Source organism: Acidocella sp. (assembly GCF_036489515.1).
In the GTDB taxonomy this organism is placed as follows: Bacteria; Pseudomonadota; Alphaproteobacteria; order Acetobacterales; family Acetobacteraceae; genus Acidocella.
In genome coordinates, this window is the sequence record NZ_DASXFO010000015.1 from 55132 (window position 1) to 78420 (window position 23289).

The window sequence follows — 23289 nt, forward strand, 5'->3', positions numbered from 1 at the left end:
AGGCCCCAGACCCCTTGAGATAAGCCATGCCCCCCATTTTTTCGGCTGATGATTTTGGCCTGACTGTCTCGGTGAATGAGGCGGTGGAGCGGGCGCATCTTGAGGGTGTGCTCGGCCAAGCGAGCCTGATGGTCGCCGCTCCGGCGGCGGAAGACGCGGTTCGGCGCGCCAAAACCCTGCCGAACCTCAAAACCGGCTTGCATCTGGTGCTGGTCGACGGTGATTCCCGCCTCGGCCACCAGCTTCTGCCCACCATCACCGGTCCGGACGGGCGCTTCTCCACCGACCAGGCGGCGCTCGGCGTCAGATATTTCTTCTCCCCCGCCGCGCGGCGCGAACTGCGTGCCGAAATCCGCGCCCAGTTCGCCGCCTATACCGCCACGGGTCTGACGCTGCACCATGCGGACGCGCATAAGCACATGCATCTGCACCCCACCGTGGCACGCATGATGATCGAGGTGGGGCGGGAATACGGCCTGACCCGCATCCGCGTCCCCGCAGAACCGCCCGCCATCATGGCTCGATGCGGCGAAAAGATCACCGCCGGCGACCGCGCGCTCCACGCCTGGAGCCGCGTGCTGCGCCGCCAGGCCAAGCAAGCCGGCCTGGCCACCACCGACCACGTCTTCGGCCTCAAATGGTCCGGCCACATGACCGAGGAAAAGGTCAGAAATCTGCTCCAGCACCTGCCTGAAGGGACGGCGGAAATCTATTTCCACCCGGCGACCTACCGGGACGACGCCCTGACGCGCCTGATGCCCGGCTACGAGCATGAAGCCGAACTAGCGGCCCTGCTGGCGCTAAGGAAGGCTACTTTTTGTGAACAAAAAGTAGCAAAAACACTTTATTAATCTGGGCCATAGGCGTTGTCGCTGACACCGCCCATGACCCAGAGGAACAAAAATTTTTGCGCCGCTTTTTTTAAAAAGCGGCCGCTTACTTCGATTAATGATGCCAAGCAGCGCCGGTGTAGAAGAACTGGCCCAGTCCGATGGTGAACACCAGGCAGCCATAGAGCGCGTGTTCCATGCAGGCGAGGTAGAGCGACCGTTCCCGCGCATAATTTCGCGCGAACATGGCGCCGCCGGCGGTGGTCAGCGCTACCGCGACCGGGTTCAGAAAAATCACATGTGCGAAGCCGAAAGCCAATGCCGAGGCCACCACCACCCCGTTCTCGCCGAAGAGCGGCGCGTAGCGGTGGAACAGGAAGCGCCGGTAGATCACCTCCTGCGGCCAGACCGACAGCACCGGGTAGAGCACCATGATCAGCAGCCAGAAGAAGGGATGCTCGCGGGGCAGGGAGAGAAAGAGGTGCGGGACGATCAGCCAGGTGGCCAGGGTCAGCGCCGCGCCGCAGATGGAAAAGCGTAGGATCAGCTGCGAAATTCGGCGTGCCGCCGCTTGTTCCCCCGGGGAAGGCGGGCCGAGCAGCCGCCGCACGATAATTTGCACTTTCAGGGGCAAAAACCAGGAAGCGTTCCGCAAACGGCGGCGCCAGTCGGGCGGGGAGGGTGGCCGCGCCATTCGGCTGGCCTGATAGGTGATCGCCCCGCCGATCCACAGCGCCAGGAACAGAATCCCCGGCCGGCGGATTTCCAAAATGGCCAGTGGGCCCAGGGCGAAGAGCAGCAGGAACTCCAGGCACAAAAAAACCCGGATCGCTCCGGGTTTTTCTTGGGTGATCAACGCTTGCTGAACTGGAAGCTACGGCGGGCCTTGGCCTTGCCGTATTTCTTACGTTCGACCGCACGCGAGTCACGGGTGAGGAACCCGGCGACCTTCAGGATGCCGCGCAGGTCCGGCTCATAGAGCGTCAGAGCGCGCGAGATGCCGTGGCGCACCGCGCCGGCCTGACCGGACAGGCCGCCACCGTTCACCGTGCAGTACACGTCGAACTGGTTGTAGCGGTCGGCGACCAGGAAGGGCTGGGTGATCAGCATGCGCAGCACAGGGCGGGCGAAATAGGTCGGCGCCTTCTTGCCGTTCACCATGATCTCGCCCTTGCCGGGCTTGATCCACACGCGGGCGATCGCGTTCTTGCGGCGGCCGGTGGCGTAGGAGCGGCCCTGCGCATCGCGCTTCGGCTCGCGCTTCGGCGCGGCGATCTCGGCCACAGCAGCCACGGCGGGCAGGTCCTTCAGGCCGGCAAAGGCATTGGTGGATTCGGACATGCTCAAACTCTCCGGTTCTTGGCGTTCAGCGCGCCGACATCAAGGGATTGCGGCTGCTGCGCGCCATGCGGGTGCTCAGGCCCGGCATAGACATGCAGGTTCTTCATCTGCTGACGCTGCAGCGGACCACGCGTGATCATGCGTTCCACGGCCTTCTCGACCACGCGCTGCGGATGCGCGCTCTCGAGGCGGTCCTTGATGGTGCGGCCCTTGATCCCACCGGCATAACCGGTGTGGTAGTAGAACACAGACTGCTCGGCCTTCTTGCCGGTCAGCTTCACCTTTTCCGCGTTCACGATCACGATGTTGTCGCCGCAATCGACATGCGGGGTGAACTGCGGCTTATGCTTGCCGCGCAGGCGGGTCGCCACGATGGCGGCCAGACGGCCGAGCACGAGCCCCTCGGCGTCGATCAGGACCCAGTCCTTCTTTACATCCGCCGGCTTCAGCGAAATCGTCGTTTTCATCATTTTGCACCTCAAACTCGAGCGCGGCTTATCAGGATTTCTGCGCCTTAAGTCAAGCCTTTTGCCGTGTGGTATTATAATACCGCGCGGTCGCCTCGAACGTTTCCGCTAGGCGCGCGGCCGGTTCCCAGCCCAGGGCGCGGGCGACCGCCGGGTTGGCGGCGAAGTCGCCGGAGAGGCTCTGCCACATCGCCGAGCGCCCCAGCACCGTGGCGACGGTGGCCAGAACATGCGTCGGGCAGGCCGGCAGTTTCGCCTTGGTCCCGAGCCCCTGGGCCAGAGCCTGGACCAGGCCCGGGGTGCTGATCGTCTCCCAATGCGCCGCCAGCACGCTCTCCGGCATCACCGGCGCCTGCAGCACGGTGCGCACGATCTGCGCCAGGTCATCGCGCTCGATGAAACTGCGCCGATTCTGCACCGCGCCGAAGGGCAGGGGAATGCCGCGCGCCAGAAGTTTCAGCAGCAGCTGGATGTTGCCGGGACAACCGGGCCCGATCACCGCCACCGGCCGGACGAGGCAGAGCCCCGGCCCGAACGCGGCGGCCACGTCGTGCTCGGCCTGCAACTTGCTCTCGGCATAGGCGTCCATCGGATTCGGCGGAGTCGTGTCCGTGACCACGCCGTCATGCACGCGGCCATGGATATGCGCGGTGGAGATCAGGATGAAGCGTTTGGCGCCGGCCTCTCGCGCGGCACGCGCGAGGTTCACCGCGGCGTCCACATTGGCGCGCCGCCAGGTGGCGGTCGGCACGCCGCGCCGGTGTCCCAGCCCGGCGGCATGGATCACGGCCGTCATCGGCGGCAGTTTCAACCCGGGCTCCGCCAGATCGCCGGTGAGCAGAACGGTCGCGCCGGCCGGCAGGGTCGAAGTGGCGCGCACCCCGGCCAGAACATCCACTTTCGCTTCGCGTAGGCAGTTCAGAATCGCGCCACCGATGTAGCCGGTGGCGCCCGTGACAAGAACGGTCAATCCAGTCGCGGCTCCGCCCGCTTGCCATTCCGGGGCGGCGGGGTTGGTGTCAGCCGCTCCCGCATCGGCGCCACCACCGGTGCCACCGGTGGCGGTGTCACGGCGGGGGCAGGGCGCATCGCCGGCCCCGGAACCGGCGCGCGTGGCGGGGCTGGTGTCACCACCGGCTCGGTATAGGCGCGCTGGGATTTTTTGAGATGGGCAAAATCCGGCACATCGTCATAAGATTCCGACGCGGCTCGGCCGCGCGGCAGCACGCCGGCGTTACGCATGGACATCATGCGCAGCTCGTCATGCAGCGACTCGATTTGCACCTCCAGCGCTTCGATCCGCGCTTTCACGCCGAACACGCTGAACGGCATGAGCAGAAAGGCCAGCAGATAGAGCAAAACCGGCACGGCCAGGAGTAAAAACATCCAGGCCGGCATCCAGTCTGGCAGGGCAAAGGGCATGTTGGTCAACATGTCGCTCATTATAAGGGGTTAGTGCCGAAAATGCCGCATATTTGTGAAGACCATGGCAATTCCTGCCCGGTCCGCGGCGGCGATCACCTCTTCGTCGCGGATCGACCCGCCCGGCTGGATCACCGCCTTCGCCCCCGCCGCCACGGCCGCTTCCAGCCCGTCGGCGAAGGGGAAGAACGCGTCCGAGGCGACCACGCAGCCGTCGAAGTCGAGCTTGGCCGCCGCACCGCGCCAGGCGGCGATGCGCGCCGAGTCGACCCGGTTCATCTGCCCGGCGCCGACGCCGATGGTGGCGCGGTTCTTGGCGTAGACGATGGCGTTCGACTTCACATGCTTGCACACTTGGAAAGCGAACAGCAGGTCCTCGATCTCCTGCGGGCTCGGCGCACGCTTCGTCACCACTTTCAGGCTCGCTTCCGTCACCCGCCCCGCATCGCGGTTCTGCAGCAGGAAGCCGCCGGCCAGGGATTTGAATTGTAGCCCCGGCGCCGCCGCATCCGGCACGCCGCCGGCCAGCAGCAGGCGGAGGTTCTTCTTCTTCGCCAGCACGGCCTTGGCGCCCTCATCGGCATCCGGGGCGATGATCACTTCGGTGAAGATGGTCGCGATCTTGGCGGCGGTCGCCTCGTCCAGCGTGCGGTTCAGCGCGACGATGCCGCCGAACGCCGAGACCGGATCGCAGGCGAGCGCCGCATCCCAGGCCGCTGCCACGCTGGCCGCCGTCGCCACGCCGCACGGATTGGCGTGCTTGACGATGACGATGGTCGGATCGGCGAATTCCGCGACGCATTCATAGGCGGCGTCGGTATCGTTGTAATTATTATAGGAGAGCTCCTTGCCCTGCGTTTGAGTCGCCGTGGCGACCCCGAAGCGGGCCGGAGAAGAAGTGTAGAACGCCGCCGACTGATGCGGGTTCTCGCCGTAGCGCAGGCTCTGCTTCAGCTGCCCGGCAAGGGTCACGCTGGCCGGGTATTCCACGCCGTTCTGTTGCGCGAACCAGCCGGAGATCGCCGCGTCATAAGCAGCCGTGCGCGCATAGGCCTGGGCCGCCAGGCTGCGCCTTGTGCTGAGCGTCGTGCCGCCATGGGCCTCCAGCTCCGCCAGCACCTCAGCGTAATGCGCCGGCGCGGTCAGCACCGCCACCGAGGCATGGTTCTTAGCCGCCGAGCGGATCATCGCCGGGCCGCCGATGTCGATATTCTCGATGCAGTCCTCGAACGCGGCGCCCCGCGCCACCGTCGCCTCGAACGGGTACAGGTTCACCGCCACCAGATCGATCGGCGCAATGCTGTGGTCCTGCATTTGCTGCTGATGCTCCGGCAGGTCGCGCCGGCCGAGAATGCCGCCATGCACTTGCGGCACCAGGGTTTTCACGCGCCCGTCGAGAATTTCCGGGAAGCCGGTATGGTCCGAGACCTCTTTCACCGCCACGCCGGCGTCACGCAGCGCCTTGGCCGAGCCGCCGGTCGAGAGGATCTCCACGCCCTTCGCCGCCAATGCGCGCGCGAAATCCACCAGCCCGGCTTTGTCGGAAACAGAAATAAGCGCGCGGCGCAGGGGAACGATATCGGTCATGGGCAAGAATCCTTAATTGGAAGCGGGAACGGCGGAGACGGCATTGGCCGGCGAGCCGCTGATCACCTTGGTGCTGATTAACAGATAGACGAGCGTATGCGCCTGATTGTCCACCAGGCGCGACAGGATGAAATGCTTGAACAGGAGCGAGGCCGAAATGGCGCCGACCTCCTGACGTTGCGGAAGATCCGCCGGGATGCTCACCGGCCCGTGCGCCACGCAGTTGAGCGCGAACTGGCTCGGATTGGTGGCGACGCCCAGCCCGCCGCTCACCCCGCCGGTCTGCGCGAAGGAAACGTAGCAGCTCACATTCGGCACGCGCGGATCGTCGAAACGCTGCACCACCACCTTGTCGTTGGGCCCGAGCAGCCGGAAATTGGTGCTGACGCTGCCGATGGTCTGCTGCGCCTGAGCGGCGGTGGCGGCAAGGCTGAACAGTGCGGCGGCCAAAACTCTCTTCATCAGGCGCTCCTATTAGAAAGCAGCCGCTTTTTAAAAAAAGCGGCGCAAAAACTTCTATTATGCTGGGTCATGGGCGTTGTCGCCGACAACGCCCATGACCCAGCATAAATAAAGTTTTTTTGCTTCTTTTTGTTCACAAAAAGAAGCCTTCCCTTCGCTTGCCTAAATCCGTCATGCTCTGGGAACCAGCGCGTCATACACCGAAAGCGTCTGCGCGCAGATGATGGGATCAGAAAAACTCAGTTCCGCCCGCCGCCGCGCCGCCGCGCCGAAGCGCGCGCGCAAGGCCGCATCGCCGATCAGCCGCTCCAGCGCCGCCGCCAGGGCGGCCGGGTCGCGCGGCGGGACCAGGAAGCCGGTCTCGCCATCCACCACCGTTTCCCGGCCGCCGGGAATGTCGGTGGCCACCAGCGGTTTGCCGGAGGCCATCGCTTCCAGCGCCGATTTCGGCAGGCCTTCGCGGAAGGTCGAGGGCTGGCAGGCGATATGCGCGCCGCGCAGCAGATCGGCGACATCGCGGCGCGGCCCGAGCCAGGTCACCAAGCCCTCCGCCTCCCAGCCGCGCAGCTCGGCTTCCGTCACCGTGTCGGGGTTGCCGGGGTCCGGCGCGCCGGCCAGCACGAATTCCGCCTTGCCCTTCAGTAGCCGCGCCGCGGCGGCGAAATCCGCAACACCTTTTTCCCGGATCATCCGCGCGATCAGGATCACCCGCACCATGCCCGCAGGTTCGGGGGCCGGTGCAAAAGTGTCGATGTCCACGCCGGCGCCACGGATCAGCACGGCCGCCTTGGGGCGTACCATGCCCCCTTCGCTCAGCACCTTCAGATCGTCCGGGTTTTCGAAGATCGCCCGCGTGCCCGGCGGCGTCAGTGTCAGCTTCAACCCCAGGGAGACGAAAGGCCTCAGCACCCGCGCCAAAAGCCTGTCCGATGAAAACACAAAGCCCAGCCCGACCGGCGCGTTGACGATGTTTTTCACCCCCGCCAGCCGTGCCGCCAGGCCGCCGACGACGATCGGCTTCAGCGCGACATGGTGCACGAGATCCGGCTGGATCCGCCGGTACAGCCGCGCCAGCTGCAGCGCGAAGCCAAGCTCGGCGAACGGGTTCAGCCGCCGGCGGACGAACGCCACCGGGATCACCTCAATGCCGCTGGCGCGCAGCCGCGCGGTCGCCTCGCTCTCGCGGGCAATCAGGATCACCCGCCACCCGGTTGCCTTGGCCGCCAGGCCGCGCACCCAGAAATGCGACGCGAAGAACCAGTCTTCCGTCACGAGAAACACCAGGATGCGCGCGGGCTTGGCCGTTTCCGTATTCATGCCGGCCGTTTATCGCAGTTGCGCTGAAAGAGAAAAGAGAAGGCTTCTTTTTGTGAACAAAAAGAAGCAAAAAAACTTTATTAATCTGGGTCATGGGCTGTGTCGGCGACAACGCCCATAACCCAGCATAAAAGAAGTTTTTGCGCCGCTTTTTTCAAAAAGCGGCTGCTTTCTTCCTTATCCCAGAAGCCCGAACTCCTGCGCCAGCAGCGCGTAGGATTTCTGCCGCGCCGAGGTATCGGACACGCCGCAGGTGATGGAGAATTCCTGCACGCCGAGCTGGGCCGCGAGCGCGCGCAACTGCGCCGCCACGACAGGGGCGGTGCCGATGACAGCGTCCGCGCGGTAGGATTTCAGTCGTTCGCGCTCCATGTCGGAGAGCGGAACCGCCTCGGCCTCCTCCGGGGTGGGGAGGGCAATATAGCGGCCGCGGTCGCGCATCAGCCGCCACATCGCCCGCGAGCTAAAATAATATTCGGCTTCTTCCTGGGTCTCGGCGGCGAAGGCCCAGACGGTGATGGCGGAATGCGGGGTGCCAAGAAATTCCGACGGCTTGAAGCGGGCCCGGTAGATGTCCAGAGCCTGGGCGGCGCCGTGCCCGTCGCTGAAGAAATAGGCGAAGCCGTAGGGCAGGCCGTAATAGGCGGCGAGCTGGGCGCCGTAGTCGGAGCTGCCGAGAATCCACATTTCGGGCCCGAACGGGCCGGCGGGCTGCGCTTGCACGCCGCGGAACGGATGGTTCACCGGCAGCTCGCGGCCCAGAACCCAGGTTTGCAGATCGCGGACCTGGGCGGGAAAGGCATCGGCCGATTGCGCGGCGTTGGGGTTGAGCGCGAAGGCGGTGCGCTGGTCAGAGCCTGGGGCGCGGCCGACACCGAGATCGATTCGCCCGGGGGCGATCGCCTCCAGCACGCGGAACTGCTCGGCCACTTTCAGCGCCGAATAATGCGGCAGCATGATCCCGGCGCTGCCGAGGCGGATTTTGTGCGTGGTGGCGGCGAGCGCCGCCAGCAGCACTTCCGGCGCCGAGCCGGCCACCGAATCGGAGCTGTGGTGCTCGGAGAGCCAGTAACGGTGATAGCCGTAGGCCTCGCAGGCCTGGGCCAGGGCGATGGTCTCGCGGATCGAAACATCGGGAGAGACGCCGCTGCGCACCGGCGACTGGTCGAGGACGGAAATTTTCATGGGGTGTATATAGGTAAGAAAGTCTACTTTTTGTGAACAAAAAGTAGCAAAAAAACTTTGTTAATCTGGGCCATGGGCGTTGTCGCAGACACAGCCCATGGCCCAGATTAACAAAAATTTTTGCGCCGCTTTTTTAAAAGCGGCTGCTTTCTCGTTTACCCAAAAATGGGCTCGAAATTCTCGCGCAAAGCGGCGTCGACCTCGTTCATGCTGGCGGTCACGCCGAGAGCCGCAAGGCTGGTCACGCCGTGTTCGCGGATGCCGCAGGGAATGATGCCGCCGAAATGCGAGAGGTCCGGGTGCACGTTCAGCGCCAGCCCGTGCCAGGTCACCCAGCGGCTCACCCGCACGCCGATGGCCGCGATCTTTTGCTCCTCGTTTCCGGTCACCACCCAGATGCCGACTCGGCCCGCCCGCGTTTCGCCCTTGATTCCAAAGGTTTTGAGGGTGGCGATGACCCAGTTTTCCAGTCCGGCGACGTAAGCACGGATGTCGCGCGGCGGAATGCTGCCATGCGTTTCGTTCAGATCTAACATCAGATAGGCCACGCGCTGGCCCGGCCCGTGATAGGTCCATTGGCCGCCGCGCCCGGCCTGATAGGTCGGGAACCGATCGGCATCCTGCAAGTCGCCAGCAGCGGCCGAGGTGCCGGCGGTGTAGAGCGGCGGGTGCTCGACCAGCCAGATCAGCTCACCCTCGGTGCCGGCACGGATGGCGGCGGCGCGCTCGCGCATGGTGGCAAGGGCAAATTCATAATCAGTGTGCCCGGATGTAATTTGCCATGTTGTCGGCGCTTTAAGCATGGTCTATAGGCTCCCAGCCCGATGCGGTCGTGGCGAAATGGTAGACGCGCAAGCTTGAGGTGCTTGTGGGGGAAACCCCTTGGAAGTTCGAGTCTTCTCGACCGCACCACTTTCCCCAGAGGGGAAAAATCCCACATTCCCAATCATCTGCAACATGCCCACCGCGTGGTCGCGCGCAGTTGTCTCGCGCAGCCGGTTGGCGCATGAAACAGGCGCCAGACTGGCAGCATGAACGCTGAATATGGGGAGCCCTTCAAGTATGGATGAAGATTTACGCAAAGCGGCGCTGGAGTATCATCAGTCGCCCCGGCCGGGCAAACTGGCCATCACGGCAACCAAGCGTATGGAAACCTCGCGCGACCTTTCGCTCGCTTACTCTCCAGGCGTTGCCGCCGCTTGCGAAGCGATTGTCGCCGATCCGGATACCTCGTTCGACTATACCTCCCGCGGGAATCTGGTGGGGGTGATCACGAACGGCACCGCCGTGCTCGGCCTCGGCAATATCGGCGGACTCGCCGGCAAGCCGGTGATGGAGGGCAAGGCCGTTCTGTTCAAGAAATTCGCCGGCATCGATAGTTTCGATATCGAGGTGAGCGAGCAGGACCCCGACAAGTTCATCGAAATCGTTGCCAGCCTGGAAGGCACGTTCGGCGGCATCAACCTTGAGGACATCAAGGCGCCGGAATGCTTCAAGATCGAGCAGACGCTGCGCAAGCGCATGGCGATCCCGGTCTTTCATGACGATCAGCACGGCACGGCGATCATCGTCGGCGCGGCGGTTCTGAACGCGCTGAAGGTGCAGAACAAGAAGATCGAAGAGATCAGGATCGTCACCTCCGGCGCGGGGGCCGCGGCTCTGTCCTGCGTGAACATCCTGGTCTCCCTCGGCGCCAAGCCGGAACACATCACCATGACCGACATCGAGGGCGTGGTGTACAAGGGGCGCCCGAATCTCGACCCGACGCTGGAGCACGTGGCGCGCGAGACCGACGCCCGCACGCTGCCGGACGTACTGGCTGGGGCCGACGTGTTCCTCGGTCTTTCGGCGCCGCGCGTGTTGAAAGAGCAGTGGTTGCCGTTGTTCGCGCCGAATCCGCTGATCCTGGCGCTGGCCAATCCGGAGCCGGAGATTTCGCCCGAGATCGTCAAGGCCAAACGGCCGGATGCGATCATCGCCACCGGCCGTTCGGACTATCCGAACCAGGTGAACAACGTGCTCTGCTTCCCGTTCATCTTCCGCGGCGCGCTGGATGTGCGGGCGACCGCCATCACCGAGAGCATGAAGCTCGCCACCGTCGAGGCGATCGCCGAACTGGCGCGCGTCGAAGCTTCGGAGACCGTGGCCGCCGCCTATGGCGGGCAGGCGCCGATGTTCGGGCAGGACTATATTATTCCCAAGCCCTTCGATCCGCGGCTGATCATGCACATTGCCCCGGCCGTGGCGCGTGCTGCCATGGAAGCCGGGGTCGCGCGCAAGCCGATCGCGGATTTCGAGGCCTACAAGCACGAGCTCGAGCGCTTCGTGTTCCGCTCCGGCCAGCTGCTGCGCCCGGTCACCGAGGTAGCGCGCAAGGCCTGCCCGCGCGTGGTCTATGCCGAGGGTGAGGACGAGCGCACCCTGCGCGCGGTGCAGGGCGTGGTCGATGATGGTCTGGCGCATCCGATCCTGATCGGCCGCGGCCTGACGATCGCGCAGAAGATCACAGCACTCGGCCTGCGGCTGAAGCCTGGCCAGGATGTGCGCATCATCGATTTCGATCAGGACAAGGCGCTGTTTGAGAAGATGCTGGCCCACTACCAGAAGAAGGTGGGACGCCGCGGCATCACGCCGGAAGCGGCGGCGCGTATCTTGAGCCGGCGGCAGACCGTGGCGGCGGGCATGCTGCTGGACTCCGGCGAGGCCGACGCGGCGATCTGCGGCGGGACCGGCGATTGGTGGCGGCAGTTCGAATATGCGCTGCCGCTGATTTCTCGCCGCCCCGGGGTGAAGCGGGTCTACGCCATGACGGCGCTGATCCTGCAGGCCGGCGTGCTGTTCTTCTGCGACACGCACGTAAATGTGGACCCGAGCGCGGAGGAGATCGCCGAGATGGTGGAACTCGCCGCCGAGGCAGTGCACCGGTTCGGCATCACGCCGAAGGCGGCCTTGCTCTCGCACTCCAACTTCGGCGCCTCGAACTCGCCATCGGCGCGTAAGATGCGCCAGGCGCTGGGGCTGATCCGCGCCCGCGTGCCCGATCTGGAGGTCGACGGCGAAATGCATGCCGACGCCGCGCTGGTTGAGCAGATCCGTGGCCGGGCGGTTACCGACTCCACTCTGACCGGTACCGCCAACCTGTTGGTCTTCCCCAATCTCGATTCCGCCAACATCGCCTTCAACCTGGTGAAGGCGACCGGCGAGGGCGTGACCGTGGGGCCCATGCTGCTGGGGCTCTCCAAGCCGCTGCACATCGTCGTGCCGAGCGCCACCGCGCGCGGTATTACCAACATCAGCGCCGTGGCGGCGATGGAAGCGGCACTGGCTGCTAAGTAAGCAAGGAAGCAGCCGCTTTTAAAAAAGCGGCGCAAAAATTTTTGCTCCGCTGGGCCTGGGGCGTTGTCGGCGACAACGCCCCAGGCCCAGATTAACAAAGTTTTTTTGCTACTTTTTGTTCACAAAAAGTAGCCTTCCTTCTTTCTAACCGAGCAGGCGCAGGATCTCCGTGGCTGCGGCCGCGGACGGTTTGCCTTCGGGTGCCTGCAAGCTGGCCAGGGCGTCGGTAAAGCCTTGGCGCTGCCGGGAGGCGGCGGCGGGATCATTAAGAAGGGTTTGCAGCGTCGCGCTGAGTTTTTGCGGCGTACAATTTTCCTGCAGCAGTTCCGGCACCAAAGCGTGGCCGGCGAGCAGATTGATCATCGCCACGTGCTTCACCTTGATCAGCCGCCGGCCGATGGCGGCGCTGATCGGGTTGACCCGGTAGGTCACCGCCATCGGCACGCCGGCCATGGCGAGTTCCAGGGTCGAGGTGCCGGATTTCGTCAGCGCCGCGCGGGCGGCGGCGAAGGCGTCGTAGCGCGTGGCGACATCGCGCACGATGATGGGCCGCACCTTCCAGTCCTGGGTGCGCGCTTCCACCACGTCGGCGATCACCGGGGCTGCCGCCAGGACCGGCCGCAGTCGCGGAGTTTTTTCGCTGAGCAGCGCCATGGTTTCGCGGAACACCGGCAGGAGGCGCGTTGTTTCGGTCACGCGCGAGCCCGGCATCAGCACTACGGGAACGTCCTCCGGCGTTAGCCCGTTTGCGGCGCGAAACCGCGCGGCATCGCCGCCGTCGGCGCCCGATTCGAGCACCGGATGGCCGGTGAACGCCGGATGCAGCCCGTATTGCGCAAAAAATTTCGGCTCGAAGGGCAGCAGGCAGAGCAGCTCCTCCCACAGTCCGGGAAATTTCTTGGCGCGGTCCTGGCGCCAGGCCCAGACCTGGGGCGCCACGTAGTGCACGCGCTTGATGCCGGTGCCCTTGAGCGCCGCCAACACCCGCAGGCAGAAGCCGGGGCTGTCGATGGTCACCACCAGGTCGGGCCGGCTGGCCTTGATCGCGGCGATCGTTTCATTCAGCCGGCGGCGGAGGTGCCGGATGCGGGGTAGAATTTCGGCGAGGCCCATCACCGCCAGTTCCTGCATCGGGAATTGCGAGACCAGCCCGGCTTCCGCCATGCGCGCGCCGCCGATGCCGGAAAACGCCAGGTCCGGCTGTTGGGCATGCAACGCCGTCATCAGCCGCGCGCCCAGCACGTCGCCGCTCGCCTCGCCGGCGATGATGAAAATGCGGGTCATGTCAGGCCAGCTTCACGACGGGGGCGGCAGAGATGTCGGCGTGCCAGTCGCGATGGTTCAGCACGCCGCCTTCGGTCCGCACCCTGTCGATGGCTGAAAAATCGACACTGGTGAAAAGCAATTCTGCTTCGTCCATCTCGCCTGCGGCCTGCACGCCATCGGGCGGAAACCCAAGGTCGCAAGGGGTGAACAAAGCGGCGTGGCCGCGATTCTCATCGATCGCGCCGGACCACGCGGCATTGCCGACGAGGGGGATCACGGCGGTGAAACACTGGTTCTCGATGGCGCGGGCGCGGGCGCAGAGGCGCACGCGGTTGAACCCGGCAAGGCTGTCGGTGCAGCTCGGCACCAGGATCAGCTGCGCGCCGGCCTTCACCTGGGCGCGCACATGCAGGGGAAATTCCGCATCGTAGCAGATCGACACGCCGATGCGCCCGAACGGTGTTTCGAAGACTTTTGGCACGGCGCCGCCGGAGACGCCCCAACGCTCCGCCTCGAAGCGGGTCATGGCCTGCTTGTCCTGGAATTCGAGCTGGCCGCTGGGACCGATTAAGGGGGCGCGGTTGTGGATTTCCGCACCCACGCGCATCGGCACGGTGCCGCCGAGGAGATAGATCTTGTGCCGGCTGGCGATGGTCACCAGCGCCCGCACCAGCGCCTCGGCCTGATCCACCACGTCAGCGAGTTCGGCTGCGATGTCGGGCGCCTTGATATGGGCGCCCGCCAGAACCATGGAAAAATATTCCGGCAGGGCCAGAAGATCGGCGCCGGCCAAAGCGGACTGCGCGGCCAGGCGGTCGATGCGGGTCACGAAGGCGTCGAAATGCGGCGGCGGGGACACGCCGAACGGCGCCATGGCCAGTTTCACAGGTTTCATGGGGCCTATCGCGTAAGCGATCTGGTCCAGAAAACCAATGTCTTTTCCGTTTCCTCGGCGTCGCCGACATCACGCCATGTCATTCGGCAGGAGAGCTCGGGGTGTCTGGTGTAGCCGCGATGCGTCCAGAAACTGTCGAGCGGCGTGTAATCCGGGTCGCGCAAGGGATGCGTCGCCGGGCGCTGCACGCCGCAGAACGTCGCGATCTCGAACCCTGCCGCCTGCGCCTCGCGGGCGGCGAAGAATTTAACCCCGATGCCGCGGCCGCGATAGGATTTCAGCAGCACGCTCTCGCCGAAATAAAAGATTTTCGAGATGTCCCAGCCGTGCTCGCTGAACGGCTTCTGGACGTTCGGCGTCGCCGCCTGCATCGGCAGGCAGGTCGCCGCACCGACGATCTTCTGGTCCGCCTCGGCGATGATGACCGCCGCACCCGGCGCGTTCGCATAGGTCCGAAGGTATTGCTCCTCATGGGCGACATCGCCGTCGTAAATATACGGCCACTCGCGGAACACATCGATGCGCAGCCGCGCGAGGTCGGGCAGGAGGGGCAAGATATCCAGGCCGGCGACGGCTCGCACGCTTACCGGCAGATCGTTCTCAGTGGGATGTGGCAACAGGCGCATCAATCAATGGTTGGGCGTTGGCGATGAAATTTTCCAGCGCGTCGTGTTTAGCAGACAGGCTCACCCCCGTCTCCTGGGCGATCACCGGGCAGTAGGCGGCGACCAGCGTGTTGGTGATGTCGGTGCGGCTGATGCCGCTATTGGCGCTGCGCAGGGCGGCGATGAATTCGCGCGTCTTGTTCGGCATGGTCGCCGGTGTCGCGCCCGCGAACATCTCCAGCAGCCCGTTGCCGGGATCGGCGACGGTGCCGGGCGTGCCGGCGCTGCTGACGCGCGGGCAGCCCATCTCGTCGGCCATCATGCCGGCGTCCATCGGCACGACGGCGACGGCGCGCAGGTTCATCACATCCTGTGGGGTGGCGTTGGGCACGCCCTGGTTGCCCCAGGCGGTGCGGACGTAATTGGCGACGCCGGCGATTTCGGGATCGGACAGGCTGCCGGCGAAGGAGGGCATTGGCGGGCCGCCTTTCCATGGGCCGATGCCGTTCAGCACCGCGCCGATCACGTTATAGGGCATGGCGGCGGTGACCGAATCGTTGCCCGCGAGGTTGGGGATGATCGGCTTCATGCCGCCGCCGGTCGGGCCATGGCAGGAGGCGCAGTTGGCGGCATAGATTTTCGCGCCCAAGGCCTTCGAATTCGCGACATCCCGCATCGCCTGGGCGGGGGGTGGTGCCTGCGGCGCGGTCTGGGTCTGGAGATAGTCGGCCATCTCCGCCACGTCCGTCGCCGGAATCTTGCTCAGCGATTGCAGCACTACCTCCTGCATCGGCCCATAGGCGGAGCCTTTCACCATATTGCCGTCGTCATGCAGGTAGGCGACGAGATCGGACTTAGGCCACCCGCCGACGCCGTAGATTTTGTCGGAGGAGATGTTCGGCGCGTAGAAGGCGTCGATCGGCGAGCCGGCAAAGGCGCGGTCGGTGATGAGTCCGCTCATGAGATTGCGCGGCGTGTGGCATTCCTGGCAGTGGCCCAGCGCCTCGGCCAGATAGGCGCCGTTTTTCATTGCTTCGTCCCAGCCGGGCTTCATGTGCATCGGGCCGGGATGGAAGAACAAAATCCGCCAGCCAAGCATCACAGGGCGCTGGCTGAAGGGAAATTCCAGGGAATTTTCCGGGGGCGGTGCTGCCACCGGCGGCAGCGAGGACAGATACGCCTTAATGGCCATCACATCGGCGTAAGAGAGCTTGGTGTAGGAGGTGTACGGCATCGCCGGGTAGAGGAATCTCGGGAACACCAGATAGCTGCGCCCGGGCGCGATGCCGTAATGCACCGCGTTCCAGAACTGCCGGTCGGTCCAGTTGCCGATGCCGGTCGCCTTGTCCGGCGTGATGTTCGGCGAGGCGAGGCCGCCGAACGGCGTGTTGATCACCAGCCCGCCGGAGAAGGGCGCGCGGTTCGGCCCGGTATGGCAGGGCATGCAATCCGCCGCAGTGGTCAGGTACTTGCCGCGGGCGAGCAGGGCAGCGGGATCGGTGGGGGCCGTCAGGCTGGCTGCCGGATAGTTCGCGTTGCCGTCAGCCCGCGCGGGGCTGAACACGGCGCCGGCCAGCAGAAGGGCGGCAACGCCAAGCCAGACGCGCGAGGACCAAAAACCGGAACGGACTGACAACATGACTGGACTCCCCAGATTCTTGTTGAGTCGTTTGTTGCGAAGTTCGACAGATCAAGCAAGTGGCCGGGCCATGGGCTTTGTCCCCGACAACGCCCATAACCCAGCATTAGCAAAGTTTTTTTGCTACTTTTTGTTCACAAAAAGTAGCCTTACTTACCTTTATACAGCTCCTCAGGTGCGACCAGCGGCGCGGCAATTTCCACCAGCGCGCCGTCGCGCCAGGCGGTGTAAAAGCAACTCCGCCTGCCGGTATGGCAGGCGACGCCGGTTTGATCGACCAGCAGCAGCAAGGCGTCGCCATCGCAATCCACCCGCATCTCGACCAGTTTTTGCACTTGGCCGGAGGATTCGCCCTTGCGCCAGAGTTTCTGCCGCGACCGGGAGAAATAGCAGACCTGGCCGGTGCGCAGCGTCTCCGCGACGGACTCCCGGTTCATCCAGGCCAGCATCAGCACTTCCCCGGTGTCGTGTTGCTGGGCGAGCGCGGTCACGAGCCCGTCGGCGTTGAAGGCGATCTGGTCAAGCAATGTGTTCACGAGGCGAGTATCCCGTTGGTCAGGCAGGTTTCGTCAAAGCGGCACAGAATGTCGCTGAACGTCTCATGCGATACGGCGTCCTCATAGTCCACCCGGGTGATCAGGTCGGCGATGATCGCGAGGCGCGCGGCTTTTTTGTCGTCGGCGCGCACCACGATCCAGGGGGTGGCGGCGCTGTCGGTGGCCAGCAGCATGGCGTTGCGCGCTTTCGTGTAGTCGTCGAAATGCTTGAGCGCCTGTGCGTCGATCGGGCTGGTTTTCCACTGTTTCAGTGGGTCCTCGCGGCGCTCCTGCAGGCGCTCCTTCTGTTCGGCGCGGCTGATGTCGAGATAATATTTGATCAGGGTGATCCCGGCCTCGGCCAGCATGGATTCAAACACCGGGGCGGTGCGCAGAAACTCGTGATATTGCTGGGCGGTGCAAAACCCCATGACATGCTCGACCCCGGCGCGGTTGTACCAGGAGCGGTTGAACAGCACGATTTCCCCGGCCGCCGGCAGATGCGGGGTGTAGCGCTGGAAATACCATTGCGTGGCCTCGGTGTCGGAGGGTTTGGGCAAAGCGACGACGCGGATGTCGCGCGGCGACAGATGCTCGGTGATGCGCCTGATCGTGCCGTCCTTGCCGGCGCTGTCGCGCCCTTCGAGGATGATCAGGATTTTGCGCCCCCGGGCGATCACGTGGCGCTGCAGCTTGACCAGCTCGATCTGCAAATGACGGAGCGACTTATCGTAGGAGTTGTCCTTGCCCATGCCCTAGATATAGGCCCAAATACCGCAATGAAAACCGATGCTTGCGGCGGAACACGCCGAAAAGAGGGTGATCAGGCCACAAGGAGCGGGCCAGAAATATGATCTTTATGCTGATCGCCGTCATTTTCGTGGCTCTGGTCGTTGCGGTCTATGTGCATGACAAGCGCCAGATCAACCACACGATCCTGCGCAATTTCCCGGTCATCGGTCATTTCCGGTATTTCGCCGAGACCTGGGGCGAATATATGCGCCAGTACCAATATCTGCCGGATTGGGCGGAGCGGCCGTTCAACCGGTTGGAACGCAGCTGGGTCTATCGCTCGGCCAAGGGCGTCTCCAACCTGGTGAGCTTCGGGTCCGAGAACGTGCCGAGTTTCATCTTCCGCAATGCCGCCTTTCCTATGCTCGACGAGGAGAAGAAATCCTATCCCGGCAAGTTGATCGGCATTGCCGCCGGGCCGGGCGCCTGCCGCGTGCCTTATCTCGCCAAGAACTTCTTCAATATTTCGGGCATGAGCTATGGTGCGCTGAGCCATGCCGCGGTGACGGCGCTCTCCAAGGGCACGCGGCTCGCCGGGATATGGATGAGCACGGGCGAGGGCGGGCTCTCCAAATTCCATCTGGCGGGCGGCGGCGACATCGTGATGCAGATCGGCACCGCCAAATACGGGGTGCGCGATGCTTTGGGCGCCTTGTCGGAGGACCGGCTGCGCGAGATCGCTGCCCACGGCCATGTGAAAATGTTCGAGGTGAAATTGTCGCAGGGCGCGAAGCCGGGCAAAGGCGGGATTTTGCCGGGCAACAAGGTGTCGGCGGAAATCGCGCAAATCCGCGGCATTCCGGAGGGCCAGGACAGCATCTCCCCCAACCGGCATCGCGATATAGGCAATATCGCCGAGCTGGGCGCGTTCATTCACCGCGTCCGTGAGATTACCGGCAAGCCGGTGGGGGTAAAACTCGTGGTCGGCGATCCGCGCTTCATCGATGACTGGTTTTACGATTGCGCCGAGCATCCGGAGCATTGTCCGGATTTCGTGCAGGTCGATGGCGGCGAGGGCGGCACGGGGGCGGCCCCTGCGCCGCTCGCCGATTATGTTGGCCTGCCGATCACCCAGGCGCTGCCCTATGTGACGGCGCTGCGCGAGGAGCATGGGCTGAAGGAGCGCATCCGCGTCATCGCCTCCGGCAAGCTGGTGACACCGGACAAGGTGGCCTGGGCTTTGTGCATGGGGGCGGATTTTGTCTCTTCCGCGCGCGGCTTCATGTTCTCGCTCGGCTGCATCCAGGCGATGAAATGCGGCAGTGGCCGTTGCCCGACTGGGGTGACGGCGGTGGACCCGCGGCTGATCGCCGGGCTCGACCCGGCCGACAAGGCCGTGCGGGTCGCCAAATATGCGCGCCGGGTGATGGATGAGGTGGAGATCATCGCCCATTCCTGCGGCCTGACCGACCCGAGCGGTTTCGCGCCCCGGCACGTCACCGAGATCGAGCGAGGCGTAGGCGGGTTCCGGGCGCATTCGGGATGATTTTTGCGCTGCTGTTTCTGCTTGCGGCGGGGCTGAATGTTCTGGTGGGGGCCCATGCGTGGCCTGCGGTTCTGGCCGGGAGCCTGAACGATCCCGACAGCTACATGCGCTTGCTGCGGGTTGAGCAGGGGATTCGTGCCGGGCACTTGCTGCTGGTGGTGGCGCGGGACGATTCCGGTGCCGGTGTCATGGTGGAATGGTCGCGGCTGCTGGATCTGCTGCTGTGGCTGATGGCGACGCCGTTCGCCCCCTGGCTCGGCTGGCACCGGGCGCTGTTCGTGGCTGGCGTCATGCTGGGGCCGCTCGGCGTCGGAGCGCTGGGGGCCACGCTCGCCTGGGTCGCGGCGCCGTTCGCGCGGCGCGGCCATCTCTGGCTGGCCGCCGTGGCGGCGGCGCTCCTGCCGGGGGTGGCGGTTTTCGCAGTCCCCGGCGTCGTGCATTATCATATTTTGCTCCTGGCGCTGATCGCCCTCACTGTCGGGTTCGCGGCGCGCGCCTGGAACGGCGACGGGCGGATATTGTTGATTTAGTCGGGCAATAGACGTGTTTCTCCTTGGCCCCTTGGCTTTTTTTCTGGCATCAGGCCGTGGCGTCGATCTTTGCGCCGTTTATGGCGCTGTGGTGTGACCTATGCGGCCCTTGGTAGGCTCTCCTGGGTTACTGATGGCCTGAGCTTCACCAGTTTTCGTAGGTTCTGGGCGGTAGCGGCGAGCAAAAACTCATCACGGGCTCCTGATGGTCCTCGGAGCCTCAGCCTGCCAAGATGGAGAATGCGCTTGAGGTGAGCGAACAGCATCTCGACTTTCTTCCGCCGATGCCGGCTGCGTTCATACTCCGGCGTCTTCGCGATAGCCCGAGCTACGTCTCGGCTGTCCTCGTTTAAATCGCGTGGGATCTTGCGGGCCGGTGCGTTTGGACAGCAGAGGGGTTTTGACGGGCAAACCGAGCAGTCTTTCTTGGTGGCGCGGTAGCGACGGCAGCCGTCCTTGTCGATGCCCGTCCGTGGCGTGGCATACGTCCTATGGTATTGGACCAACTCCTTGCCCTCTGGGCAAATGTAGCGGTCATTCTCGCCATCCCAGGTGAAGTCTTCACGCGACCAGGTGCCGTCGGTGCGTTGTGATTTGCCGAAGACTGGGATGTGCGGTGCGATCTGCTTTTCCTTCACAAGCCAAGCGAGGTTTGCCGCCGTTGACAGCAAAGGCGTACCCAATGCCGCCAAGATCGGCATCGGCGTGGTCCTTTTGCTGATGCTTTTCAGTGCCGAGCTTCGACTGAACTTCGGGCTCCGATTCGACACCGTTATTACGCTCGCCGGCATCTGGGTCTTCTGGCACTATTGCTTGCGAGTCAGGAATGTCGCAGTTTAGAAATTGTGACGCAACATTTCGGCGACCAAGTCGGTAAGCAGTTTGATGGCCATAGATGCCACGGTTGCGGGCACACTTGATCCTAGGCATGTAAGCCCCGCTGCGCGATAGGTCCATCTAGTCGAACCAAGCATGCCTGCGGTGTGTGCTGCATTCGAATCGCTCTTGTGCCATCATCACATAGGGCGCGCCGCAGCAGCCACAATGCAGGAGCCCGCTGAGCAGGAATTTACGCCGGTGTGCGTGGTTGTCACCGGCGATACCTGATTATCCTCCAGCCACGTCCGGATCTGACGCGTATCGTATTGATTGGTGGCCAATATCCCCTATCCTCGTGACGCGCTGCCCTAACGCGATTTTCAACCTGCAGGCCATTTGATGTTCTACCCCTTCCTGGTCGCCGACCCTCATTCCGGCCTGCACTACCGCCTCAATGACACACGCCTCGCCGAACTTTCCCTGGCGTCTCGGCCTTTGGAATGGGCGCCTGGTCGAACAATCGCCGCCGCGCCCGATCCGGTCTGGGCGGAAAGCCTGACCAATGCACCGGTCGAGACGATTACGGCCGTCACTTCGGCGCTGGAGGATCTGATCCTTGCCTCGCCGGATCTGCGAGCCCCTCAAATCCACGCCTTTGCCGACAGCCGGGCAAAGCGACATCTCGCGGCGCTGGTGGAGCTCTGGCGGCGGATGGGCGACGCGCTTCCCAAAGGGCTTGCACCGGTGCGCCATGTGCTGGAATTGCCCGAGGGCCACTTCCTCGACGCGCTGCCGGTGGTCGAGGGCTCGCTCGATCCGTTGGCCCCGGCTTCGATGCGCGCGCTTCATGACCGACTTCTGGCCGAGTTCGGCTCGGCTCCCGCTCCGGCCCGCCTCCGGGCAGCGGCAGAGGGCACCCGTCTTCATGCGCTTCAGGGTGGGATCACGGCGCGCGATCTGGAAACCGGCGCCGGGGACGGCAGCCTTGCTTTCTTCGGCCTCCGTGACCCGGCCGCCTGTGCCGATTTCGCCGCTGCCCGCGCCCGCGCGCTGATCGAGTCGGGCTCGGCCGCGCGCGAGATCGCGGTGCTGACGGCGGCCGATCCGCGCCAGGTTGCCCGTGCCTTCGCCGCGCAGGGCGTGCCCCTTTCGGGTCTGCCCGCCAGCCTGCCCGAGCGTGACATCCTTGGCGAGACCGCGCTGCATCTCCTGCTCACCAAGCGCCCGCCAACGCCTGCGATGGTGCTGGCAAGCCTCGCGCTTTCGAACCTGATGCCATGCGGTAGACGCCCGGGACCGCCTGAGCCGTCAGACGGATCGCTTCGCGCGCCAGCGGCGCCCACGGAGTCCAGGCAAGGCCGCACCACCCGTCGTCCATGATCCCAAGGTGCAACGTCTGCTGGCCCGTCACCTGTCCAAAGCCGTGGCCATCTGGCCGAGTTCCGCTACGGTGGTCGCCAATTCGGCCGAGAGCGGGCCGGGCAGCAAGCGCTGGAAGCTCGCCGCCAGCGCGCGGTAATACCAAAGCGTGCCCGCGTGTCCGGCGTTGAACCGCTCGAACACGGCCAGGCCGTGGGTCTGCAGATCTATGCGAATGGCGCGCGCGTTGTAGAGCTTGTCGGCGCAGGAGACGAGCAGGACATCTGGCCCGGCAGTTTCCAGATGCGCGAGATAGGCCGCCTTGCGGGCTCGCCAGGGCGGCTTGGGCAGCGTGTCCGCATCCGTGCAGCCGCGCACAATGGAAGCCACCCGGGCGCCGAAGCGTTCGGCGATGATCGGCTCCTGATGCGCGCCCTGATCCTCGATGGCGTCGTGCAGCAACCCGGCGATGGCTTGCTCCTCATCCCCGCCATGCTCCAGCACCAGGCTCGCGACGCCCAGCAGATGTGAAATATAAGGAACTTCCGAGCCCTTGCGGGTCTGCTCGGCATGGATGTTCAGCGCAAAGCCGGTGGCGTCGGCAAGGCGGCTCCACCGCCCGGGATCATTCTGCATTTCGGTCATAGCACCTCCCCATTCAGGAAATATCGCGCCGCCGCGCGCGTGGGAAGTCGCGTCGGTGCAGGCCGGAACACGCGGGACAGCGGGCAAAGCACCAAACCACATAAGTCGTGCGAAAGTCGTGTGGCCAGGTTGGCTGCCGCTTTCTGTGTGTTAAGCTGTTGAAAAGATTGGCCTCCGCGTAGGGGGGCGGACCCATGTTACCGCCGTGAGCGGGCGGTTAGCCGTGTTCGGTATAAGTGGTTGCGTGCCCCCGCAGGGGTATAGGGGAATGGGAAAATGGTAACAGCCCGAGTTATCACAAGGCGCACCAAATTCAGTCAAAAAAGTAGGGTCGTGTTACTCCGTCGGCCGTAAATGTCGTGGTCCGCTTGGTCGATTGGAGAGCTGCACTCTCTAGTGCAGGAGTTGGAGCATGTTGCTGTGAATAGAGCCCCAATCGCTGGAGAGATCGATTGTTTGAATTTTGACGTTATAGGATCCTAATTTGTAATCGAGGGAGACTTGCTTCCCATCGACCGAGGGATAAAGGAGTATCCCTCGGACTGGCCGCTGTGCTGCGTCGGCATACGCGGAGTGAGTTAAGTAAGTCAGAAGCTGATACAAATTTCCTGAATTCACTTTGGGGTGACAGAGCTGGCCCCCGTAGTGAGGACCACTTCCGACTGGGATTAAGGTGGGGTCGGTGCCGTTCCATCTTTCATAAAAATTAAGCTGCTTGCTGCTGTTGTGGCTGTGGGTATGTGGGCAACGCGTTAGCGTTGTCCAAGCGA

23 protein-coding genes, 1 tRNA gene and 1 pseudogene are annotated in these 23289 nt (G+C 64.2%); 6 read left to right on the top strand and 19 right to left on the bottom strand.

The window, feature by feature from the left end:
• The first annotated feature begins 26 nt into the window (after nucleotides 1-26).
• Nucleotides 27-851 (top strand): hopanoid biosynthesis-associated protein HpnK, encoded by an 825-nt coding sequence (gene hpnK / locus VGG47_RS01980; protein WP_331535188.1) that lies wholly within the window; start codon nucleotides 27-29, stop codon nucleotides 849-851.
• 94 nt (nucleotides 852-945) lie between these two features.
• Here hpnK and VGG47_RS01985 read toward each other — a convergent pair whose 3' ends face one another.
• From VGG47_RS01985 to lipB, 10 genes are all read right to left on the bottom strand, one after another.
• Nucleotides 946-1686 (bottom strand): CPBP family intramembrane glutamic endopeptidase, encoded by a 741-nt coding sequence (locus VGG47_RS01985; protein ID WP_331535189.1) that lies wholly within the window; start codon nucleotides 1684-1686, stop codon nucleotides 946-948.
• Nucleotides 1683-2171, bottom strand: coding sequence for a 30S ribosomal protein S9 (rpsI, locus tag VGG47_RS01990; RefSeq protein WP_331535190.1), 489 nt, complete (start codon nucleotides 2169-2171; stop codon nucleotides 1683-1685). The genes VGG47_RS01985 and rpsI overlap by 4 nt, the downstream gene beginning before the upstream one ends.
• 2 nt (nucleotides 2172-2173) lie before the next feature.
• Nucleotides 2174-2638, bottom strand: a complete 465-nt coding sequence (gene rplM, locus VGG47_RS01995) for a 50S ribosomal protein L13 (RefSeq protein ID WP_331535210.1) — start codon at nucleotides 2636-2638, stop codon at nucleotides 2174-2176.
• Between the two features lie 52 nt (nucleotides 2639-2690).
• Entirely contained in the window at nucleotides 2691-3608 is a 918-nt protein-coding gene (locus VGG47_RS02000; protein WP_331535191.1) for an NAD-dependent epimerase/dehydratase family protein, read from the bottom strand.
• Nucleotides 3605-4081: a hypothetical protein gene (locus tag VGG47_RS02005; RefSeq protein WP_331535192.1), complete on the bottom strand. Its 477-nt coding sequence runs from the start codon at nucleotides 4079-4081 to the stop codon at nucleotides 3605-3607. Before VGG47_RS02005 ends, VGG47_RS02000 begins: the two co-directional genes overlap by 4 nt.
• Before the next feature lie 9 nt (nucleotides 4082-4090).
• Entirely contained in the window at nucleotides 4091-5647 is a 1557-nt protein-coding gene (purH, locus tag VGG47_RS02010) for a bifunctional phosphoribosylaminoimidazolecarboxamide formyltransferase/IMP cyclohydrolase (protein WP_331535193.1), read from the bottom strand.
• A 12-nt stretch (nucleotides 5648-5659) separates the two neighbouring features.
• Nucleotides 5660-6109, bottom strand: a complete 450-nt coding sequence (locus VGG47_RS02015) for a CreA family protein (RefSeq protein WP_331535194.1) — start codon at nucleotides 6107-6109, stop codon at nucleotides 5660-5662.
• Nucleotides 6110-6280: 171 nt separating this feature from the next.
• Nucleotides 6281-7426 carry a glycosyltransferase family 4 protein gene (locus VGG47_RS02020; protein WP_331535195.1) on the bottom strand — a complete coding sequence of 382 codons (1146 nt, stop codon included), beginning with the start codon at nucleotides 7424-7426 and terminating at the stop codon, nucleotides 6281-6283.
• A 177-nt stretch (nucleotides 7427-7603) separates the two neighbouring features.
• The gene (locus VGG47_RS02025; RefSeq protein ID WP_331535196.1) at nucleotides 7604-8611 is read right to left on the bottom strand and encodes an LLM class flavin-dependent oxidoreductase; all 1008 of its coding nucleotides are present in this window, start codon (nucleotides 8609-8611) and stop codon (nucleotides 7604-7606) included.
• A 155-nt stretch (nucleotides 8612-8766) separates the two neighbouring features.
• Complete coding sequence (gene lipB, locus VGG47_RS02030; protein ID WP_331535197.1) at nucleotides 8767-9414, bottom strand: lipoyl(octanoyl) transferase LipB; 648 nt, start codon at nucleotides 9412-9414, stop codon at nucleotides 8767-8769.
• 23 nt (nucleotides 9415-9437) lie between these two features.
• On the opposite strand from lipB, the gene VGG47_RS02035 reads away from it, so the two are divergent.
• Nucleotides 9438-9523, top strand: a tRNA-Leu gene (locus VGG47_RS02035).
• A 150-nt stretch (nucleotides 9524-9673) separates the two neighbouring features.
• Complete coding sequence (locus VGG47_RS02040; protein ID WP_331535198.1) at nucleotides 9674-11947, top strand: NADP-dependent malic enzyme; 2274 nt, start codon at nucleotides 9674-9676, stop codon at nucleotides 11945-11947.
• A 144-nt stretch (nucleotides 11948-12091) separates the two neighbouring features.
• On the opposite strand, the gene lpxB is transcribed toward VGG47_RS02040, so the two are convergent.
• The 6 genes from lpxB to ppk2 form a co-directional block, all read right to left on the bottom strand.
• The gene (gene lpxB / locus VGG47_RS02045; RefSeq protein WP_331535199.1) at nucleotides 12092-13231 is read right to left on the bottom strand and encodes a lipid-A-disaccharide synthase; all 1140 of its coding nucleotides are present in this window, start codon (nucleotides 13229-13231) and stop codon (nucleotides 12092-12094) included.
• 1 nt (nucleotide 13232) lies between these two features.
• The gene (locus tag VGG47_RS02050) at nucleotides 13233-14108 is read right to left on the bottom strand and encodes a carbon-nitrogen hydrolase family protein (protein WP_331535200.1); all 876 of its coding nucleotides are present in this window, start codon (nucleotides 14106-14108) and stop codon (nucleotides 13233-13235) included.
• 5 nt (nucleotides 14109-14113) lie between these two features.
• Nucleotides 14114-14734 carry a GNAT family N-acetyltransferase gene (locus VGG47_RS02055; RefSeq protein ID WP_408841330.1) on the bottom strand — a complete coding sequence of 207 codons (621 nt, stop codon included), beginning with the start codon at nucleotides 14732-14734 and terminating at the stop codon, nucleotides 14114-14116.
• A complete protein-coding gene (locus tag VGG47_RS02060) occupies nucleotides 14709-16352 on the bottom strand; it encodes a c-type cytochrome (protein WP_331535202.1) in 1644 nt (547 codons plus the stop codon). The genes VGG47_RS02055 and VGG47_RS02060 overlap by 26 nt, the downstream gene beginning before the upstream one ends.
• Nucleotides 16353-16501: 149 nt before the next feature.
• A complete protein-coding gene (gene hisI / locus VGG47_RS02065) occupies nucleotides 16502-16888 on the bottom strand; it encodes a phosphoribosyl-AMP cyclohydrolase (RefSeq protein WP_331535203.1) in 387 nt (128 codons plus the stop codon).
• A complete protein-coding gene (gene ppk2, locus VGG47_RS02070; protein WP_331535204.1) occupies nucleotides 16885-17640 on the bottom strand; it encodes a polyphosphate kinase 2 in 756 nt (251 codons plus the stop codon). The genes hisI and ppk2 overlap by 4 nt, the downstream gene beginning before the upstream one ends.
• A 98-nt stretch (nucleotides 17641-17738) precedes the next feature.
• Between ppk2 and VGG47_RS02075 the strand changes: the two genes are divergently transcribed.
• Both VGG47_RS02075 and VGG47_RS02080 read left to right on the top strand, forming a co-directional pair.
• Nucleotides 17739-19166, top strand: coding sequence for an FMN-binding glutamate synthase family protein (locus VGG47_RS02075; protein ID WP_331535205.1), 1428 nt, complete (start codon nucleotides 17739-17741; stop codon nucleotides 19164-19166).
• Nucleotides 19163-19696: a hypothetical protein gene (locus tag VGG47_RS02080; RefSeq protein ID WP_331535206.1), complete on the top strand. Its 534-nt coding sequence runs from the start codon at nucleotides 19163-19165 to the stop codon at nucleotides 19694-19696. Before VGG47_RS02075 ends, VGG47_RS02080 begins: the two co-directional genes overlap by 4 nt.
• 98 nt (nucleotides 19697-19794) lie before the next feature.
• On the opposite strand, the pseudogene VGG47_RS02085 reads toward VGG47_RS02080, so the two are convergent.
• Nucleotides 19795-20358: pseudogene (locus VGG47_RS02085) on the bottom strand (transposase); the annotation flags it as partial.
• Nucleotides 20359-20653: 295 nt separating this feature from the next.
• Nucleotides 20654-20797, bottom strand: coding sequence for a zinc ribbon domain-containing protein (locus VGG47_RS15565; protein ID WP_408841337.1), 144 nt, complete (start codon nucleotides 20795-20797; stop codon nucleotides 20654-20656).
• 117 nt (nucleotides 20798-20914) lie between these two features.
• On the opposite strand from VGG47_RS15565, the gene VGG47_RS02090 reads away from it, so the two are divergent.
• The gene (locus tag VGG47_RS02090; RefSeq protein WP_331535207.1) at nucleotides 20915-21895 is read left to right on the top strand and encodes a hypothetical protein; all 981 of its coding nucleotides are present in this window, start codon (nucleotides 20915-20917) and stop codon (nucleotides 21893-21895) included.
• 27 nt (nucleotides 21896-21922) lie between these two features.
• Here VGG47_RS02090 and VGG47_RS02095 read toward each other — a convergent pair whose 3' ends face one another.
• Complete coding sequence (locus tag VGG47_RS02095; protein ID WP_331535208.1) at nucleotides 21923-22519, bottom strand: HD domain-containing protein; 597 nt, start codon at nucleotides 22517-22519, stop codon at nucleotides 21923-21925.
• Nucleotides 22520-23289 lie beyond the last annotated feature (770 nt).

Bases quoted from the DNA above. Each gene is read 5' to 3' on its own strand.
- hpnK (WP_331535188.1), top strand. From the start codon at position 27: ATGCCCCCCATTTTTTCGGCTGATGATTTTGGCCTGACTGTCTCGGTG.
- rpsI (WP_331535190.1), bottom strand. From the start codon at position 2,171: ATGTCCGAATCCACCAATGCCTTTGCCGGCCTGAAGGACCTGCCCGCC.
- rplM (WP_331535210.1), bottom strand. From the start codon at position 2,638: ATGAAAACGACGATTTCGCTGAAGCCGGCGGATGTAAAGAAGGACTGG.
- VGG47_RS02005 (WP_331535192.1), bottom strand. From the start codon at position 4,081: ATGAGCGACATGTTGACCAACATGCCCTTTGCCCTGCCAGACTGGATG.
- purH (WP_331535193.1), bottom strand. From the start codon at position 5,647: ATGACCGATATCGTTCCCCTGCGCCGCGCGCTTATTTCTGTTTCCGAC.
- VGG47_RS02015 (WP_331535194.1), bottom strand. From the start codon at position 6,109: ATGAAGAGAGTTTTGGCCGCCGCACTGTTCAGCCTTGCCGCCACCGCC.
- VGG47_RS02020 (WP_331535195.1), bottom strand. From the start codon at position 7,426: ATGAATACGGAAACGGCCAAGCCCGCGCGCATCCTGGTGTTTCTCGTG.
- VGG47_RS02025 (WP_331535196.1), bottom strand. From the start codon at position 8,611: ATGAAAATTTCCGTCCTCGACCAGTCGCCGGTGCGCAGCGGCGTCTCT.
- lipB (WP_331535197.1), bottom strand. From the start codon at position 9,414: ATGCTTAAAGCGCCGACAACATGGCAAATTACATCCGGGCACACTGAT.
- VGG47_RS02040 (WP_331535198.1), top strand. From the start codon at position 9,674: ATGGATGAAGATTTACGCAAAGCGGCGCTGGAGTATCATCAGTCGCCC.
- lpxB (WP_331535199.1), bottom strand. From the start codon at position 13,231: ATGACCCGCATTTTCATCATCGCCGGCGAGGCGAGCGGCGACGTGCTG.
- VGG47_RS02050 (WP_331535200.1), bottom strand. From the start codon at position 14,108: ATGAAACCTGTGAAACTGGCCATGGCGCCGTTCGGCGTGTCCCCGCCG.
- VGG47_RS02055 (WP_408841330.1), bottom strand. From the start codon at position 14,734: ATGCGCCTGTTGCCACATCCCACTGAGAACGATCTGCCGGTAAGCGTG.
- VGG47_RS02060 (WP_331535202.1), bottom strand. From the start codon at position 16,352: ATGTTGTCAGTCCGTTCCGGTTTTTGGTCCTCGCGCGTCTGGCTTGGC.
- ppk2 (WP_331535204.1), bottom strand. From the start codon at position 17,640: ATGGGCAAGGACAACTCCTACGATAAGTCGCTCCGTCATTTGCAGATC.
- VGG47_RS02075 (WP_331535205.1), top strand. From the start codon at position 17,739: ATGATCTTTATGCTGATCGCCGTCATTTTCGTGGCTCTGGTCGTTGCG.
- VGG47_RS02080 (WP_331535206.1), top strand. From the start codon at position 19,163: ATGATTTTTGCGCTGCTGTTTCTGCTTGCGGCGGGGCTGAATGTTCTG.
- VGG47_RS02090 (WP_331535207.1), top strand. From the start codon at position 20,915: ATGTTCTACCCCTTCCTGGTCGCCGACCCTCATTCCGGCCTGCACTAC.
- VGG47_RS02095 (WP_331535208.1), bottom strand. From the start codon at position 22,519: ATGACCGAAATGCAGAATGATCCCGGGCGGTGGAGCCGCCTTGCCGAC.